At 49.6% G+C, this 16,032-nt stretch carries 13 protein-coding genes; 7 read left to right on the forward strand and 6 right to left on the reverse strand.

Features of this window, described 5'->3' with window-relative positions:
- Nucleotides 1–340: 340 nt before the first annotated feature.
- Nucleotides 341–1,540, reverse strand: a complete 1,200-nt coding sequence (gene kbl, locus F566_RS0113935; protein ID WP_020407611.1) for a glycine C-acetyltransferase — start codon at nt 1,538–1,540, stop codon at nt 341–343.
- 154 nt (nt 1,541–1,694) lie between these two features.
- Nucleotides 1,695–2,723, reverse strand: a complete 1,029-nt coding sequence (gene tdh / locus F566_RS0113940) for an L-threonine 3-dehydrogenase (protein WP_026180001.1) — start codon at nt 2,721–2,723, stop codon at nt 1,695–1,697.
- Between the two features lie 350 nt (nt 2,724–3,073).
- Between tdh and F566_RS0113945 the strand changes: the two genes are divergently transcribed.
- Complete coding sequence (locus F566_RS0113945) at nt 3,074–6,034, forward strand: M14 family metallopeptidase (protein WP_020407613.1); 2,961 nt, start codon at nt 3,074–3,076, stop codon at nt 6,032–6,034.
- Between the two features lie 84 nt (nt 6,035–6,118).
- Here the strand turns inward: F566_RS0113945 and tpx are convergent, their stop codons facing one another.
- The 3 genes from tpx to moaA form a co-directional block, all read right to left on the reverse strand.
- Nucleotides 6,119–6,616 (reverse strand): thiol peroxidase, encoded by a 498-nt coding sequence (tpx, locus tag F566_RS0113950; RefSeq protein ID WP_020407614.1) that lies wholly within the window; start codon nt 6,614–6,616, stop codon nt 6,119–6,121.
- A 133-nt stretch (nt 6,617–6,749) separates the two neighbouring features.
- Entirely contained in the window at nt 6,750–7,262 is a 513-nt protein-coding gene (gene moaB, locus F566_RS0113955) for a molybdenum cofactor biosynthesis protein B (RefSeq protein ID WP_020407615.1), read from the reverse strand.
- Nucleotides 7,263–7,301: 39 nt separating this feature from the next.
- Nucleotides 7,302–8,336 carry a GTP 3',8-cyclase MoaA gene (gene moaA / locus F566_RS0113960; RefSeq protein ID WP_020407616.1) on the reverse strand — a complete coding sequence of 345 codons (1,035 nt, stop codon included), beginning with the start codon at nt 8,334–8,336 and terminating at the stop codon, nt 7,302–7,304.
- A gap of 325 nt (nt 8,337–8,661) precedes the next feature.
- Between moaA and F566_RS0113965 the strand changes: the two genes are divergently transcribed.
- Nucleotides 8,662–9,105, forward strand: coding sequence for a G protein-coupled receptor family protein (locus F566_RS0113965; RefSeq protein ID WP_211210669.1), 444 nt, complete (start codon nt 8,662–8,664; stop codon nt 9,103–9,105).
- Between the two features lie 38 nt (nt 9,106–9,143).
- A complete protein-coding gene (locus tag F566_RS0113970; protein ID WP_020407618.1) occupies nt 9,144–9,482 on the forward strand; it encodes a hypothetical protein in 339 nt (112 codons plus the stop codon).
- On the opposite strand, the gene F566_RS0113975 is transcribed toward F566_RS0113970, so the two are convergent.
- Nucleotides 9,479–10,777, reverse strand: coding sequence for an MFS transporter (locus tag F566_RS0113975; RefSeq protein WP_051085333.1), 1,299 nt, complete (start codon nt 10,775–10,777; stop codon nt 9,479–9,481). The genes F566_RS0113970 and F566_RS0113975 overlap by 4 nt on opposite strands.
- 299 nt (nt 10,778–11,076) lie before the next feature.
- Between F566_RS0113975 and F566_RS0113980 the strand changes: the two genes are divergently transcribed.
- The 4 genes from F566_RS0113980 (at nt 11,077) to F566_RS32905 (ending at nt 16,032) form a co-directional block, all read left to right on the forward strand.
- On the forward strand, nt 11,077–12,549 hold the full coding sequence (locus F566_RS0113980; RefSeq protein ID WP_020407620.1) for a NarK family nitrate/nitrite MFS transporter: 1,473 nt from the start codon (nt 11,077–11,079) through the stop codon (nt 12,547–12,549).
- A gap of 62 nt (nt 12,550–12,611) precedes the next feature.
- Nucleotides 12,612–14,354 (forward strand): bifunctional protein-serine/threonine kinase/phosphatase, encoded by a 1,743-nt coding sequence (locus tag F566_RS0113985; protein WP_020407621.1) that lies wholly within the window; start codon nt 12,612–12,614, stop codon nt 14,352–14,354.
- The gene (locus F566_RS0113990; RefSeq protein WP_020407622.1) at nt 14,351–15,520 is read left to right on the forward strand and encodes an NnrS family protein; all 1,170 of its coding nucleotides are present in this window, start codon (nt 14,351–14,353) and stop codon (nt 15,518–15,520) included. The genes F566_RS0113985 and F566_RS0113990 overlap by 4 nt, the downstream gene beginning before the upstream one ends.
- A gap of 41 nt (nt 15,521–15,561) precedes the next feature.
- Nucleotides 15,562–16,032 carry a putative zinc-binding protein gene (locus F566_RS32905; protein ID WP_020407623.1) on the forward strand — a complete coding sequence of 157 codons (471 nt, stop codon included), beginning with the start codon at nt 15,562–15,564 and terminating at the stop codon, nt 16,030–16,032.

Genomic DNA, 16,032 nt, shown 5'->3' on the forward strand with positions numbered 1-16,032 from the left:
AGTATTACTAAGAATACTAGTCCCCCTTGCTCGATTTGCCAGATCCCTTGGTACAATATTTGATCAGCTAATAAGCGGACCAAGCAGAACGTCCTTCAATTCTTCTTATATTTCAGATCCTTCTGCGGAAGCTTCGAAACTGAGTCTATATTACCTCAGTATGAGAAAAGGGGCATCACTTAGCCCCTTCCTGGTTTAGTCGCTGGAGCAATTTTTCAGGTAACGCTCCCGACCGTGAAGCAGATATCCATGTGGTATCTTTCTGGAATTGTGATGAATTGTCGCCCATTTTGGGCGTAGGAAATTGTTATTTTTTGTGTTTACCTACAGAGCAATCGTTTCAGTTTGAGGTAATCCCCAGCTCTTCTTTGACTGCTCTAAACTGACTGATAACAAACTCCAGATCCTGTTGGCTGTGAGCTGCTGATATCTGGGTGCGTATCCGCGCTTTCCCCTGAGGAACCACAGGATAGGAAAACGCCACCACGTAGATGCCTCTTTGCAGCATTTTGTCAGCAAATTCCACAGCTAGTTTGGCATCATACAGCATGATGGGAACAATGGAATGTTCTCCTGGCAAAATATCGAAGCCTAACTTGCTCATTTCTTCTCGAAAATACTGGGTATTTGCCTCTAACTTGTCGCGAAGTTCCGTGCTTGTTGTCAATAACTCAAGAGCCTTGATTGCTCCGGCGACGACAGGAGGAGCCACGGTATTTGAGAACAGATAGGGCCTGGAGCGCTGTCGCAATAGTTCCACAATTTCCCGGCGTCCGCTGGTATATCCGCCGCTGGCTCCGCCAAGGGCCTTGCCAAGTGTACCTGTCGTGATATCGATTCTGTCCATGCAGTTCCGGTACTCATGAGTACCCCGGCCGGTGGCTCCAACAAATCCGGTGGCGTGACAATCGTCAAAATGGACCAGCGCCTGATATTTCTCTGCCAGATCACAGACTTTATCCAGCTGTGCGATATAGCCATCCATGGAAAATACACCGTCGGTGGTGATCAGTTTGAATCGTGCTCCAGCATCGGTGGCTTCCTGCAGCTTCTGCTCCAGATCAGCCATATTGTTGTTCTCATAGCGATAACGTTTAGCTTTACAAAGTCGGATTCCGTCAATAATGCTGGCATGATTCAGTGAATCGGAAATTACTGCATCCTCTGGACCCAGCAGAGTTTCAAACAGACCCCCATTAGCGTCGAAGCACGAGGGGTAGAGAATTGTGTCTTCGGTTCCCAGAAACTCTGTCAGCTTTTGTTCAAGTGCTTTGTGGATGGATTGGGTTCCGCAGATGAAGCGCACGGAAGCCATACCATAACCCCACTTCTTCAACCCTTCCATGGCTGCTTCATTAACTTCCGGATGCTGTGCCAACCCAAGATAGTTGTTGGCGCACATATTGATAACTTCCTGACCACTGGAGACACCAACGTGAGCCCCCTGGGGAGAGGTGATTTCGCGTTCATGTTTGTACAGGCCCGCATCCTTGATAGCGTCCAGTTCCGTCTGGAGGTGTTGTTTGAAATTACCGTACATATCGTTATTTCCCCAACTGTATTCGCGTTTTATATTGTCTCCGGGAGCTTCTGGGTAGCTTCCTGGTAAAGTTTTGGCTGGTTGTACCCGGCTGTTGCTGGGTTTTTAACCTGATTGGCTGTTTTACGGAGCAGATATTATCTGCCTGCGCCCGTTAATCCGACCAGTTCAAAACGACTTTGCTGGCCTCACCGGCCCGCATCGCGTCAAAACCCTTCTGGAACTCGGTAAAGTGCAGCCGGTGAGAGATGACCGGGTCAATGTCCAGGCCACAGTCAATCATCACCGACATTTTGTACCATGTCTCGTACATTTCCCGGCCGTAAATACCTTTGATGGTGAGCATGTTGAAAATGACCGTATTCCAGTCGATGGCCATTTCGTTTTCCGGGATACCGAGCATGGCGATTTTTCCGCCATGGCACATGTTGGTCAGCATACTTTGGAAGGCGGAAGGGTTTCCTGACATTTCCAGCCCGACATCAAAGCCCTCATACATATTGAGGTCTTTTTGGACATCAGCCAGGTTTTCAGTCCTTACATCCACAGCGCGGGTGGCGCCCAGCTTAAGGGCTGTTTCCAGACGCTTGGGGTTGATGTCGGTGATGACCACATGACGTGCCCCGGCATGACGGCAAACGGCAGCTGCCATCGCGCCAATGGGACCGGCACCGGTGATCAGGACATCTTCACCTAACAGGTCAAATTGTAGAGCTGTGTGGACGGCGTTCCCCAGGGGATCGAACAGAGAGGCTATGTCCAGATCGATACCTTCATGGTGAACCCAGACATTAGACATGGGCAAAGCAACGTATTCCGCAAAAGCCCCAGGCCGGTTAACCCCAATTCCACTGGTGTGAGCACAGAGATGTCTTCGGCCCGCCATACAATTACGGCACCGGCCGCAAACCACATGGCCTTCTCCGGAGACAATCTGTCCGGGATGAAAATCGTTAACATTGGAGCCCACTTCCACGATCTCGCCAACGAATTCATGGCCGACCGTCATGGGAACAGGAATGGTCTTCTGGGCCCAGTTGTCCCAGTTGTAGATGTGGAGGTCAGTACCGCAAATAGCGGTTTTCTTTACTTTGATCAGCACGTCGTTAATGCCGATTTCTGGGCGAGGGACTTCCTCAAGCCAGAGCCCTTCTTTGGCTTCGCGCTTGACCAGGGCCTGCATGGTGTTCATCGGGTCACCTCCGTTGTCTGATCGTTATTGTTTTTTACTCACCGGTCATTATACGACCGCACTCTAAAACCCGTTATAGGTAAAAGGAATGGTTGCCTATTCAGCAATAAATCCTAGTCGATTGCCCTTAAGTAATTGTACCTATCACGACTTTACAAAAAATTAATGCGGGTAAAGAATGAACATTCACCTTTTATCAGGGGGGACTGGATCAAGATAGAACAATATGTCCGGTAATAACGCCCGATAGAGGTGGCTAGTCTCGAGTGCTTAAGGAAAAGCATTGCTTTCCTGTTGTTAAGCTGTGGTCCGGGTAAACCTCATCAAGAAGGAACTCAGCAATGAAACTAATAAAATGGTTAGGCTTTCTCAGCCTGTTTATACCCGCACTCGCCATGGCAAAAAGCCAGCTGGATATGGCATTTATAGAAGTGGATTCCTTTGAAGCCTCCCAGAAGCTAAGCACAATGAATCTGGATATTGCGAATGTCAGGGATGTCAGTACTGACAAAAAACGCAAGCTCCGGTATGAAGTTGTACTGTCAGTCAAAGATAAGGCGAAGCTTGCCAAGGAAGGTATCAAATGGAGTGCGATAGCCGCTCAGGCGCAACTTCGCAGCTTCTCCATCTCTGGTGCCAGCGACACTGTCTATCACAGTTTCGACGAGCCGGATCTTGGAGTAAAAGACACCCTTTTCAAAATGGCCGAGGACTATCCGGATCTGGTGACGTTGTACAGTATCGGTGAGTCTGTTCAGGGGCGTCCTCTGATCATGGTCAAGCTTGGTAAGAAAAACTGGTGGGACCGCTGGTTTGATCGTGGTCCTGTGTTGAAGGAACATGGCGATCGTCGGCGCAGTTACAAGCCGGAAGTTCTTTATGTTGCCGCACACCATGCCCGTGAGTGGGTTGCTCCTCAAATGGCGTTGCGTTACCTCAATTATCTACTGGAAAATTATGGTAAAGATGATCGGGTCACCAAACTATTAGAATCAGTCGACCAGTGGATAATGCCGGTAGGTAACCCTGACGGTTATGAATACACCTTCACCAATGAGCGCCTATGGCGGAAAAATCTTGCTGACAATGACGGTGATGGTGTCATCAGTCAACTGGATGGTGTTGACCTTAACCGTAACTTCTCGCGGAATTGGGGACTGGATGACGAAGGTTCAAGTCCAATCATTTCCGATGCAACCTATCGGGGTCCTGAAGCCGAGAGTGAGCCGGAAACCAAGGCTCTGGTGAAGTTCATCAAGCGGCATGATTTCAAATTTGTCATTTCCTATCACACCTACAGTAACCTGATTCTCTATCCGTGGGGATGGCAGGTACAAACGCCTTCGTTTGATGATCCCATTTTCCTGGCGCAGGCTGGAACGGATGAAAACCCGGCGATATACGACAGTATTATCGGGCAGGGGTATGATCCCGGAGTGAGTGCAGATTTGTACACCACGAATGGTGACTTCACTGATTATACCTATGGTGCCCTTGGCATACCCTCATATACGGTGGAGCTGACACCGGGTCAGGATTCCGAAGGGAATTTTTATGGCTTTGAGTTCCCTGATAACGAAGAAATGGTGCAGACGGTTTTTGAAGACAATCTGGAGTTTGCTATGTCAGTGGCGGAAAGTGCCCTGACGCCGAATAAGCCGGTATCACCCGTTGATATGAGCGCCGATGATATCTACCACGATGGGCTGACCAACTCCTGGGGGGAAACGCAAAACATTGATATTCTGGCCCAGAAGAATGTTGCACCCTGGACAAGGCTTGTATATCAGGTTGATGGTGGTCCCTGGCGGTTGGGAACTTTCAAGTCCCGTAAAGGGAAAATCTATAACACAGATAAGGGCACGTATTATTCCCGTTATGAAAGCAAAATAGATGGGCAAAGTGCCGGTAGTGAGGTGACTTACTACATCTGGTCCCCCTGGCAGCGCCTTGGACCATTCAATTACTCTGTTGAGCAGGCCAGCGGTGCAGATGTGCTGATTATTGCGGCCGAAGATTATACCGGTGACTATCCGGTGTATGACGACAATACCGCACCCAATTATCTGTCTTTCTACACTGATGCACTGGATGGGGCCGGTTACAGCTACGATATCTGGAATGTGGATGAGCGCCTGGCTGCTCCGGACTATCGTGAGGTGTTGAGTCATTACGATGCAGTGATCTGGTATACCGGGGACGACTTCGCTCCGACGCAACCGGATTTCATTATTCATGAGCAGATGAAGCTGGCCGTGCGTGACTACCTCAACTACTACGATGGTAAACTCCTGGCAACAGGGCAGGGATTGTCACAGCTGTCGACCGTATTTGGTAACTACTCGGATGATTTCTTCCAATACTACCTCGGCTCCTTTATCCATCTGGAAGCCGGTGGCGTTGATTCAGAAGGTCACCCTTATCCGTTTGAAGGGATTGAAGGTGATCCGCTGATGGATGGCCTGACACTGAATCTCAATGGTAGTGAAAGTGCCAATAACCAGACCAATAGTGATTCCTTCCTGGCGACCAGTGGATTCCTGTCCAGCTATGATCAGCAGATCGGTGCGACCTACATACGTCCAGGTGGTGGATTCGGTCCGACCTCCGGTGAGTACTATATCTACAGCGGCCAGGCGGATCAGAGCTATAAGCGTCTTGGGGGAACCTTCGTGGTACCTGCGGATAATCCGACATTGACCTTTAACATGGCCTACGAAACGGAAGCTGATTGGGATTTTGCCTTCGTGGAAGTTTCGGTGGCGGGTTCCGGAAACTGGACGACTCTCCCTGAAGCCGGCGGCGCAACGACCCAGAATACGGGGTCAAGCTGCACCTCTGGATGGGTGGATCAACTGCATCCATTCCTGGCGAATTATATGGATGCAGCCTGTAATCCGACTGGTACAACAGGCGAATGGCATTCACTGGAAGGTAGCAGTGCGGGCTTCAAAGCATTGACCTTTGACCTTTCCGCCTACGCTGGTGAGACTGTCGAGCTATATATTTCCTATGCATCTGACTGGGGGACTCAAGGCTTGGGTATCTTTGTTGATGATGTGAAACTTGGAAATGACGCGGCTGAGGACTTCGAAAGTGATTTTGGAGACTGGCAGCCATCCGCGCCCGACGGAACCTTCAATATCAACAACTGGGAACGTAAGCTTGGTGAAGGATTTGTGGACGGACCGGTCCTCCGCAGTGATAACACCGTATACTTTGGTTTTGGTCTGGAAGGGGTAGACGGGTTTGATAACCGTGTGGAACTTCTTGATCGCAGTCTGAAGTATCTGGGGCTCTAGTCTCAAGGATCTGAATGATCCCAGTAAAAAGCCGGCATGAAAATGCCGGCTTTTTTATGACCTGATAAAGTCTATTAAACTCTTTTACAACTTGGCCAGTGCGGCGTCGTAATCCGGCTCATCGGCAATTTCAGCGACTTGCTCGGTGTGGATAACATTGCCGGATTCATCAATGACCACAACCGCTCTGGACAGAACACCGGTCAGTGGTCCGCTGGTGATCAACACTCCGTAATCCCGTCCAAAATCCGGGGACCGGAATACAGAAGCGGTTTCCACGTTGCTGATTCCCTCTGCGCCACAGAAGCGGCCAAACGCAAATGGCAGGTCAGCAGACACGCAAAGGACTTTGGTGTTCGGCACTGCGCTGGCTTTTTCATTGAATTTTCTGACGGATGTGGCACAGGTCGGAGTATCCACACTGGGGAAGATATTCAAGACCAGCTTGGATCCGGCATACTGTTCCAGAGTGGCGTCTGACAGATCGCTTTTAACGAGGCTGAATGCCGGCGCCTTACTTCCTGTTTCCGGAAGTTCGCCAATAGTCTGAATCGGATTGCCTTTGAGGGTGATGGTAGCCATGCTGAACGCTCCTTGATAAAGGATGGATAGAGTTCATAACTTTAGCATAACTCCTGCCAGCACAACTCCCGCCATACACAGGGATAAATGTTATTTAATAAATTGCCGGGCAGGCAATTCAATAAGTAGCCTGCTACTTAGTAAACAACAGACCTGCCAGATTACAGGGCCCCTGGCGACTATCCAATTGTTTCTTCAGAATCTCATCCCAGGCCAACTTACAAGCGCCGGTGGATCCCGGCAGGCAGAAGATGGCGGTACTATTGGCCAGTCCAGCGATAGCTCGGGATTGAATGGTCGATGTACCGATATCATCGTAAGACAACTGGCGAAACAGTTCTCCAAAGCCGTCCATCGTTTTATCAAATAACGGAACCAATGCTTCCGGAGTGCTGTCGCGGGCGGTAAATCCAGTGCCGCCGGTGACCAGAATGACCTGTACTTCAGGGTCTGCAATCCAGGCGGAGACCATGGCTCTGATCTGGTAGATATCATCTTTCACCAGTAAGCGGTCCGCGAACAGGTGACCTGCGTCCTGCAATGCTTCACACAGATATTTGCCGGAAGTATCTGTATCTCTGTTACGTGTATCTGAAACAGTCAGAACCGCTATCTTTAGCGGGAGAAATTCTTGGCTAGCTTTCATGGTTTTCGTTCCAAATGTTCAAGGGACCGGGACTTCTGATCACCCACCAATTGAGGCCAGGTGGCGAGTCGAGCCGGTGAAACCGTCGTTAAGAAAATGTCCGGACTTTTTATCAGGGAGGCTTTGTCTGATCGCCCTGATGGTGCCAACAACATCACCTTGTAAAAGATAAGGTCGGAGGTCCACTTGGCTGTCACCAAACAGGCACAAGTGGAGTTTGCCTTCTGAAGATACCCTTAACCGGTTGCAGGAGTTACAGAAGTCTTTGCTGTAAGGCATAATCAGTCCAATGTTGCCCGCATAATCAGGGTGGCTGAATTCTTTGGCAGGACCTCCCAGCCGGTCTTTCAGTTTTTCAGTCCAGCCCTGCTCCAGCAAATGTGACTTGATTGATTCACCGGTAATTCTGTTTTCCCTGAAGAAGACCCGGTTGTCACCGGTTTCCATCAGTTCGATAAAGCGAACCGTCACAGGCATGTGTTTTACCCAGTCGATAAACCTCTCTAATTGATTGAGATTAAACTGTTGCAAAAGGACTGCGTTAATTTTGATATTCGAGTATCCCAGCTCAATGGCTCGATCGATACCGCTGAGGACCTTTGGCAGAATATCGTGACCGGTGATTTGGGCGAATTGGACGGGATCCAGGCTGTCGACACTGACATTAATCGCATCCAGACCAGCCTGTTTCCAGATAGGGATCTTATGCTTCAGGTTGTAGCCGTTGGTGGTGAGGGCCACTTTCTGTATGCCCGAAGTGGATTTACACATGGAAATCAGTTTATCCAGGTCTCTTCTTATGCCGGGCTCGCCACCTGTTAAGCGGACTTTCTGGGTTCCCAGAGCGGCAAACGCTTGCAGGAGGGTTTCAATTTCCACTTGATTGAGCGGCAACGGTTTGTGGGAGGACTGGTAACCGTTGGGCAGGCAATAATTGCAGCGAAAATTACAAGCCTCAGTCACAGACAGGCGCAAGTACTGGAAGCGCCTGCCGTAGGCATCCTCAAGAGTCGGGTACATAGGGCCGGTTTTGGTACCGCCCGATTGCACCACCGCACTTGGGTAATTCGGCATATTCATCTCCGCTGATAACAACTGATTTCAATGGTTTTCATTGTAGAGAACAGTAGGGAGAAGCTGGTTTGATCTTTATCAAGTCTTGCCGGATAGACTGGAAGGCAGAAGAGGTATCCCTTTATGGGTAGAAGGCTTTTGATCTGACAATTCTCAATATTAAGTAATTACAAAGCCCCTGTATTTGTACATCGGGGAAAATCCTGTAAGAAGATGTAGATACTCAGCTTTACTCAATTTACCAACAAGATAATAATTGCCTCTCTTATTGAGTTATCAAATACAAAGCTATCTTAGGTAGTTGAAAAGATCTATGAACTCTAACTTGTATAAAACCCCAGAAGCGAACCTGGATACGAGCCTACCAAGTGAAATCAAAAAGCTCTATTCTCCTAACCAGGTTGCGTGCGGCACAATTGGTGGTCCAATTGGGATAATCTATTTTTTAGCTTCAAACTTTTCTGCACTGGGTAAAGAAAGGGAAAAACAAAAAACACTGGTTATTGGAAGTCTTTTTATTGCACTTTTAATTGGATTAATGCCTTTTATTCCAGATGAGATGCCTGGAAGTGTTTTTACAATTGCTTATGTTGTTATCGCTCGAACGATATCAGTTAAATATCAAATGACCAAAGAGAGCATTATTAACTCCGAGCGCCACGACTTCTATTCAAATTGGCGTGTGTTTGGTATGGGGCTCGTGTGTTTGGTTGTTTCGTTTGTCGTGTTGATGGCGCCGTACCTTATTCTTGACTTAATGGGAGTATGATTACCCGAGTAAAAAATAGTTTAGGGTCTCGATAACAGATGAATTTGAAGTCCTATATTAAGAAAGCATTTCCTGAGGGCATGACCTATAACGATGCTGCACAGCTATGCCTGCAGTTGTATTGCTCGCTTGATGGTGTGCCTGAGCCACTTCATCCACAATGCACCAGGGATACCCTGTCAGAAACTTTTGCCCAGTTGGCACAAGAAGGAAATATTAAAGGCCCGGCATTGGAATCTGCCTATTATGGCGCAAACTTCCATCAAGTTGAGGATAAGGGACATTGGTTGGAGGTAATTGCCTCTATATTCAAAGTAGGAGAAACCAGGGATATGGACGCCGGAGCCAAGTTAATCCAGAGGCTGACACGCCTTTAGTCTTCCTCCAAGAAATTATGCTCAATCGCCTGCTGCACTCGACGTCTTTGCCGTTCGGCTTCGTTTGCAAAATGCATCACGATCATACAGCCGGCGAGTACTCCGTACAGCACCATAAAACAAGCTGAATATATATTCAGGAAATCGACCGCAATACCAAAAATAACGGGTAGGGTGAAACCGCCAACCGCCCCCAGAGTGGCAACTATGCCACCTGCACTTCCCATATGATGCGGGTAATAGTCATGAATGATTTTATACACTGAGGCCCGCCCGAAACCCTGGGCGATGCCAATTATATTGATCAGCACGGTAAACAGAGAAAGATTGATACCCAGGCTGAGATTAACATCATGTGTGATGCCATGGATGGTCATACTGGTTTGGGGGTAGCTCAGGAAAAACAGGCAGACTAAGCATATCCAGAATACGCTCCAGTTCACAGCCCTACCACCGTACCGGTCGGCAAACCAACCACCCAGCGCCCGCACCACACTGGACGTGGTGACAAACAACAGAGTGAACAGCATGGCTTGTGGTTGACTCAACTGGTAAGCCTCAACGTAGTAGTGGGGGAGCCACATCAATAGGGCCAGAAAACTGCCAAAGACGAAATAATAATAGAGACTGAAACGCCAGACCTGAAGGTGCTTGAGAGGTGCCAGCTGTTCTTGCAAGGTAAGGTTTTTTTGCGACTGCATATAGCGGGTTTCTTCGGGAGCGATCAGCATGAAAATGACAATCATCACCAGCATGCCGATGCCGTAAAGAGGGCCAACGTGGCTTTCACCCCAGTACTGGATAATTAAGGGAGCCAGAACCAATGTGATGGCGGCACCGGCATTGCCTGCACCGAAGACTCCCAGGGCGAATCCCTGTTGGCGGCGCTCAAACCAGGGAGTGACATAACGAATGCCGATGGTGAATGACACTCCTGATACGCCTAATAGCAAGCCGGCTGCTATGTATTCCAGGTAGCTCTCCATCCAGGGCAGGGCGAACAGAACTGGTAATACAATCAACATTTGCCAGAGAAATAGACGGCGGCATGAATAGCGTTCACTGAGAATTCCGGCGGGAAATCGCAGAAGAGCACCGGTAAGCATCGGGGAGGCCAATAGAAGGCCAAATTCGGTGGCACTTAATTGCAATTCTTCCCGAAGGTTGAGCCCAAGGACGGCGTAGAGGGTCCATACCGAAAAATTGGCGGCAAACGCGAGGGTGGCAGCGGCCAACGCCCGTTGTCCGAGTCTTTCGGTATACAGAATTTCCTTGGTGTTTTCTCTATGTGTCATCACTTCATCATAGCCTGAGCCCTTCAATGTGTTCAGGATAACCAGTAATTTAATATTCCAAACCCCGATGCCTCCAATGCTCCTGGCGCTACCTCTTGCGATGGTGGAGATACCTCTTTGGTGGTAGGTCGACCTGTAATTTGGCTGATTCGGGGCTGGCGACGATTCCTCCAAAGGAGTATGTAGTGAGGTGAGGTTAAAAAATGAACATGTGACGAGTTGATGCGAATCAATTTTCCAGAGTAGTTGCAGTGGGATATTGCAGTTGAATTTCACGGGCCTGTATTCAGGAGAACTATATGAACGACAGCAGTCTGAATCTGTTCCGGTTCAGCGATCCCAAAATCAAAACCTTGCATATCACTTGGTTTGCTTTCTTCCTGACTTTTGTTGTCTGGTTTAGTCATGCGCCGCTTCTCGCGTTTATCCGGGAAGCCTTCGATTTGACGGACCAGCAGGTAAAAGCCCTGTTGATCCTTAATGTGGCTCTGACGATTCCATCCCGTATCCTGATTGGAATGCTGGTGGATAAGTTCGGGCCAAAGATTGTCTACTCTGGATTGCTCGTCATATCCTCTTTTATCTGTCTTGGGTTTGCCACGGCAACCACATACGAAGCACTGGCGTTATTCCGCTTTCTGCTTGGCTTTGTGGGCGCAGGATTCGTGATTGGAATACGTATGGTGGGAGAGTGGTTTCCTGCCAAGCAAGTAGGGATCGCTGAAGGAATTTATGGTGGCTGGGGCAACTTTGGATCCGCTGCCGGGGCTATGACGCTGCCGACGATTGCCTTGATGTTTGGTGGAGATGATGGCTGGCGCTATGCTCTGGGGTTAACTGGTATCCTGGCTGGCCTCTATGGCTTGGTATATTACAAGAATGCCCATAATACGCCGAAGGCCTCCACTTACTTCAAGCCGAAGAAGTCTGGTGGACTGGAAGTTACCAGCATGAAAGACCTGATTTTCTATCTGGTAATGAATGTTCCCATGTATGTGGCCTTGGCCGTGCTGGCCTGGAAACTTTCTCCGGCCGGGCTGGGGCTGCTGTCAGATACGACCACCTATGCGTTGTGGGGCGGGTTGGTTGCTTTATACGCCTTTCAGGCACATCAGATCTGGCAAGTGAACTATGAACATCTGCGTGATGGCGTGCCTGAATATGAGCATTACAAGTTCAAGCAGGTAGCTATCCTGGATCTGGCTTATTTCGTTACCTTTGGTTCTGAACTGGCTGTCGTTTCCATGCTTCCGCTGTTTTTCCTGGAGACCTTTGATGGTCTGGATCCGGTAAAGGCGGGTCTTCTCGCCTCTGGATTTGCCTTTATGAATCTGGTGGCCCGTCCAACCGGTGGATTCTTCAGCGATAAGTTTGGACGGCGCAGAAGCATGATGATTCTGGTCGGTGGCCTTGCCATTGGCTATCTGATCCTCAGTCAGATCGACGGTGGCTGGTGGATTCCTCTGGCTGTTATCGCCACCATGGCCTGTTCTTTCTTTGTCCAGGCGGGTGAAGGAGCGGTTTTTGCGATCGTTCCACTAGTGAAAAGACGCATGACCGGACAGATTGCCGGGATGGCTGGTGCTTATGGAAATGTCGGCGCAGTATGCTATCTGACAGTACTGTCTTTTGTGGACTACAGTACTTTCTTTATGGTGATCGCAGGATCTGCCGGATTTATTTTCCTGGCTTGTCTGTTCCTGGAAGAGCCCAAAGGACAGATCGCCGAGGTAATGGAAGACGGTACTGTACATATGATCGACGTGAGCTGATGTTCACCTGTTGATCAGGAAAAGGATGATTTGTTCGGAATGATCTGGAACAGGAGATAGGTATGGCATTGCAGTTGGACATCGGACAACTGACCACAGCAGGAATTAAACCACTCAATGAGGATGCTGTGGGCCATACGTCTCTGGACAGTGAACTCTATACGGCGTCCAAGGGCGCCGTTTTTCTGCTGGCGGATGGTGTCAGCTCCTGTGAAGCCGGCCAGGAAGCCAGTCGGCAGGCGGTAATGGAGTTCCAGCGGGACTACCTGATTACGCCAGACACCTGGTCGGTGGAACATGCGGGCCGAAAAGCCCTGACCTCCCTTAATCTCAGACTCTATAAACGTAGCCACGAATTTACTCAGCAGGAAAAAGGTTATCTATGTACCTTTACCGGTCTGATCCTGAAGTCTCGGACAGCGCATTTCTTCCATTTGGGAGATAGTCGTCTTTACCGTCTTCGCGAAGGAGAGCTGCAGCAACTGACCAAAGATCATGTGGCGACTCTGGGTGGTGGACGCCGGATGCTCGCCAGAGCACTGGGAATGGACAGTGTTATTCAGATCGATTACGGGCAATCGCCAGTTATCGAGAATGATATTTTTCTCCTGACATCGGATGGTATTCATGACTTTCTGAATGCAGAGCAATTGACCTCCCTTCTGATCCTGGCAAGAAATGATGAACTCAGCGCTCATGATCTGGCGGATCTGATGGTTGATCGGGCATTACGTGCCGGTAGTGATGACAATATCAGTGTGATTCTGGTGAGAGTGTTGTCTCTGCCGGATTCTACATTGGAAGACTATAGCGGTGAATTGAACCGGTTGCCTTTTCCTCCGGACCTTGAACCTGGCATGGTGTTGGATGGCTATGAAGTCATCCGTGAATTATTTGCGTCCTCACGGAGCCAGTTGTATTTGGTGAAAGATCAGTCCTCAGGGGATCAATTGGTGATGAAAACCCCCTCGCGAAATTTCGAGGAGGATATGAATTACATCGACCGATTTATCCAGGAGGAGTGGATTGGAAAGCGGATCAGCAGCCCGCATGTGGTCAGAGTGGTTACCCAGACGACCAAGCGCACGGCCCTGTATTACCTGATGGAATATGTGGAAGGCGAGTCTTTGGATACCTGGATGGATCATCACAGGTTTCCCAAACCAAAGCTGGCTATTCAACTGGTTAAGCAGATTGCACAGGGATTGAGGGCGCTGCATGAGCACGACACGGTCCATCAGGATCTTAAGCCCGCCAACATTATGGTGATGCCGTCAGGCAATATTAAGCTTGTGGATTTCGGATCAGTCTATGTGGCCGGAGTGGCAGAGGTATTCCGGCCTCTTGAACAAGAGGGGGCTCTTGGCACAGCCTGTTACTCGGATCCTCAATATCTGCTTGGACACAACAGCGGACGACGGGGTGATTTGTATTCTCTGGCGACGATTACCTATGAAATATTTACCGGGGAATTACCTTATGGTGAGCAGATTAACGAGTGTCGTTCTGCTTTTGATTATGACCGTCTGCGGTATCGATCTGCCTCCCAGTTTAATCCGGTGATTCCTCTATGGTTTGATCGGGCACTGGAAAAAGGTGTTGCGATTGATCCAGAGCAGCGTTACCTCACAATAGATCAGTTTCTGAAGGACCTTCTTCACCTTAATCCTGATTTCTTGCGCAATGATCCCCGTCTTGGTGACGATCGCAGTCCTGTATTGTTCTGGCAGATACTTTCCGGGTTCTGGGTATTGATACTGTTGTTGGTGATCACGCTCTTTTCCTGCCAGGGAGGCGCTGCATGAAAATGCCCGGGCACCCTACTGTTTTGAACCTTGGTTTCCGGCCGTTTTTCCTTGGCGCTGTCATTGTTGCCATCCTTTCAATGGGAGCTTGGCTGATACTGCTCTCCGGACACCTGAACTTGAGTTTTGAGCATCTGGCCAGCCCTCAATGGCACGCTCATGAAATGATATACGGCTACGCCATGGCGGTCATTGCCGGTTTTCTGCTGACGGCGGTTCGCAATTGGACTGGAGAAGCGACACCCCAGGGATGGCCGCTTGGGGGGCTGTTTGGACTCTGGTGTCTTGCCAGACTGTTGTTTCTGGGAGGCAGCGGTTTGGTAGAGATAGTGGCAGTGGCGGACATACTCTTTAACTTGGTCCTGATGGGAGCTATTTGCCGCCCGATCCTGAAAGTTCGTCAATGGCGTCAACTCGGAATCATCGCAAAGCTGGGTCTACTGACGGCAGGAAATCTGCTGTTTTATATCGGGGTATTGGCTGATCAGCCAGGCCTGATCACTGTCAGTTTATACGGTGCGCTGTATCTGGTAATCGCTTTAATACTGACGATCGGGCGCCGAGTGGTTCCGTTTTTTGTGCGCAGTGCCTTGGGCGTTGAACTGCCTAACTCTCGTTGGCTTGATGCCACAAGTCTGGCGGGATTGCTGGTGTTCTTTGTCAGTGATCTTGTTATGCCTGGGCATGTGGTCAGTCAGGTGGCGGCGCTTGCCGTGTTCATTGCCAATGCTTTGCGACTGATCGGCTGGCATCATCTGGCGATCTGGCGCTATCCCATGCTGTGGAGTCTGTTTATCTCTTTCTGGTGCATTACCCTGGGATTCCTGATGTTCGCGACAGTGGACATTTTCACCTTTTCCCGATTGTTGGCGGTTCATGCTTTAGCTCTTGGTGGAATTGGGTTGATGACTGTCGCCATGATGGGGAGAGTGGCCGTCGGTCATACCGGGCGTCAGTTGTCTCATCCGCCATCGCAATACCAACTGGCGCTGGTATTGATAATAGCCGGGGGGATATTTCGGGTGTTAATGCCGCTGTTGTTGCCCGGTCTTTATCTTCATTGGGTATATATATCGGCGGCTTTCTGGATGGGTGGTTTTACCGTATTTCTGACCGGATATGCCGGAATTTTGATACGTCCCAGAGTCGATGGGCGCTATGGATAGGGACCGGGGCATGATGAATTAATTAGCAGGTGGAGGTTTGTATGTTTGAAAAAATTAGTCATCTTGAGTTTATCGCCGCCCAACAGCAGCGTTCTTATGCCGAACTGCCTTTAGTCTACGCGTGCTCGGGTTGCTCCAGTGCTGCGCAGATGGCCAATGCCCTGGCGGTGCGACTTGATCGGGAGCATCTGGCAGAAATGTCCTGTATCGCGGGGGTGGGTGGAGATGTCCAGCCTCTTGTGCGTGCCGCACAGCGGGGGCGTAAGATTCTGGCACTGGACGGTTGTCTGCTCCACTGTGTTCGCAACTGCCTTAAGCGCCATGATATTGAGCCTTCTTTTCATCTTGAGCTGGCGGATCACGGGGTGAAAAAACGTCATCATGCAGACGCTGCCGAAGAAGAAATTCAACGAGTATGGAATGAAGCGTTGATTCCGGCCCTGATCTGTCTGCAAAAGGAGGAGAGTCTGGACTCGGAGCATCAGCCTGACCGGGTAGGTCAGGCTGATTGA

The sequence above is a fragment of the Hahella ganghwensis DSM 17046 genome (assembly GCF_000376785.1).
Lineage (GTDB): Bacteria > Pseudomonadota > Gammaproteobacteria > Pseudomonadales > Oleiphilaceae > Hahella > Hahella ganghwensis.

Excerpts from the sequence above, each read along its gene's own strand:
- kbl (WP_020407611.1), bottom strand. The coding sequence starts at position 1,540 with ATGTACGGTAATTTCAAACAACACCTCCAGACGGAACTGGACGCTATC.
- tdh (WP_026180001.1), bottom strand. The coding sequence starts at position 2,723 with ATGCAGGCCCTGGTCAAGCGCGAAGCCAAAGAAGGGCTCTGGCTTGAG.
- F566_RS0113945 (WP_020407613.1), top strand. The coding sequence starts at position 3,074 with ATGAAACTAATAAAATGGTTAGGCTTTCTCAGCCTGTTTATACCCGCA.
- tpx (WP_020407614.1), bottom strand. The coding sequence starts at position 6,616 with ATGGCTACCATCACCCTCAAAGGCAATCCGATTCAGACTATTGGCGAA.
- moaB (WP_020407615.1), bottom strand. The coding sequence starts at position 7,262 with ATGAAAGCTAGCCAAGAATTTCTCCCGCTAAAGATAGCGGTTCTGACT.
- moaA (WP_020407616.1), bottom strand. The coding sequence starts at position 8,336 with ATGCCGAATTACCCAAGTGCGGTGGTGCAATCGGGCGGTACCAAAACC.
- F566_RS0113970 (WP_020407618.1), top strand. The coding sequence starts at position 9,144 with ATGAATTTGAAGTCCTATATTAAGAAAGCATTTCCTGAGGGCATGACC.
- F566_RS0113975 (WP_051085333.1), bottom strand. The coding sequence starts at position 10,777 with ATGACACATAGAGAAAACACCAAGGAAATTCTGTATACCGAAAGACTC.
- F566_RS0113980 (WP_020407620.1), top strand. The coding sequence starts at position 11,077 with ATGAACGACAGCAGTCTGAATCTGTTCCGGTTCAGCGATCCCAAAATC.
- F566_RS0113985 (WP_020407621.1), top strand. The coding sequence starts at position 12,612 with ATGGCATTGCAGTTGGACATCGGACAACTGACCACAGCAGGAATTAAA.
- F566_RS0113990 (WP_020407622.1), top strand. The coding sequence starts at position 14,351 with ATGAAAATGCCCGGGCACCCTACTGTTTTGAACCTTGGTTTCCGGCCG.
- F566_RS32905 (WP_020407623.1), top strand. The coding sequence starts at position 15,562 with ATGTTTGAAAAAATTAGTCATCTTGAGTTTATCGCCGCCCAACAGCAG.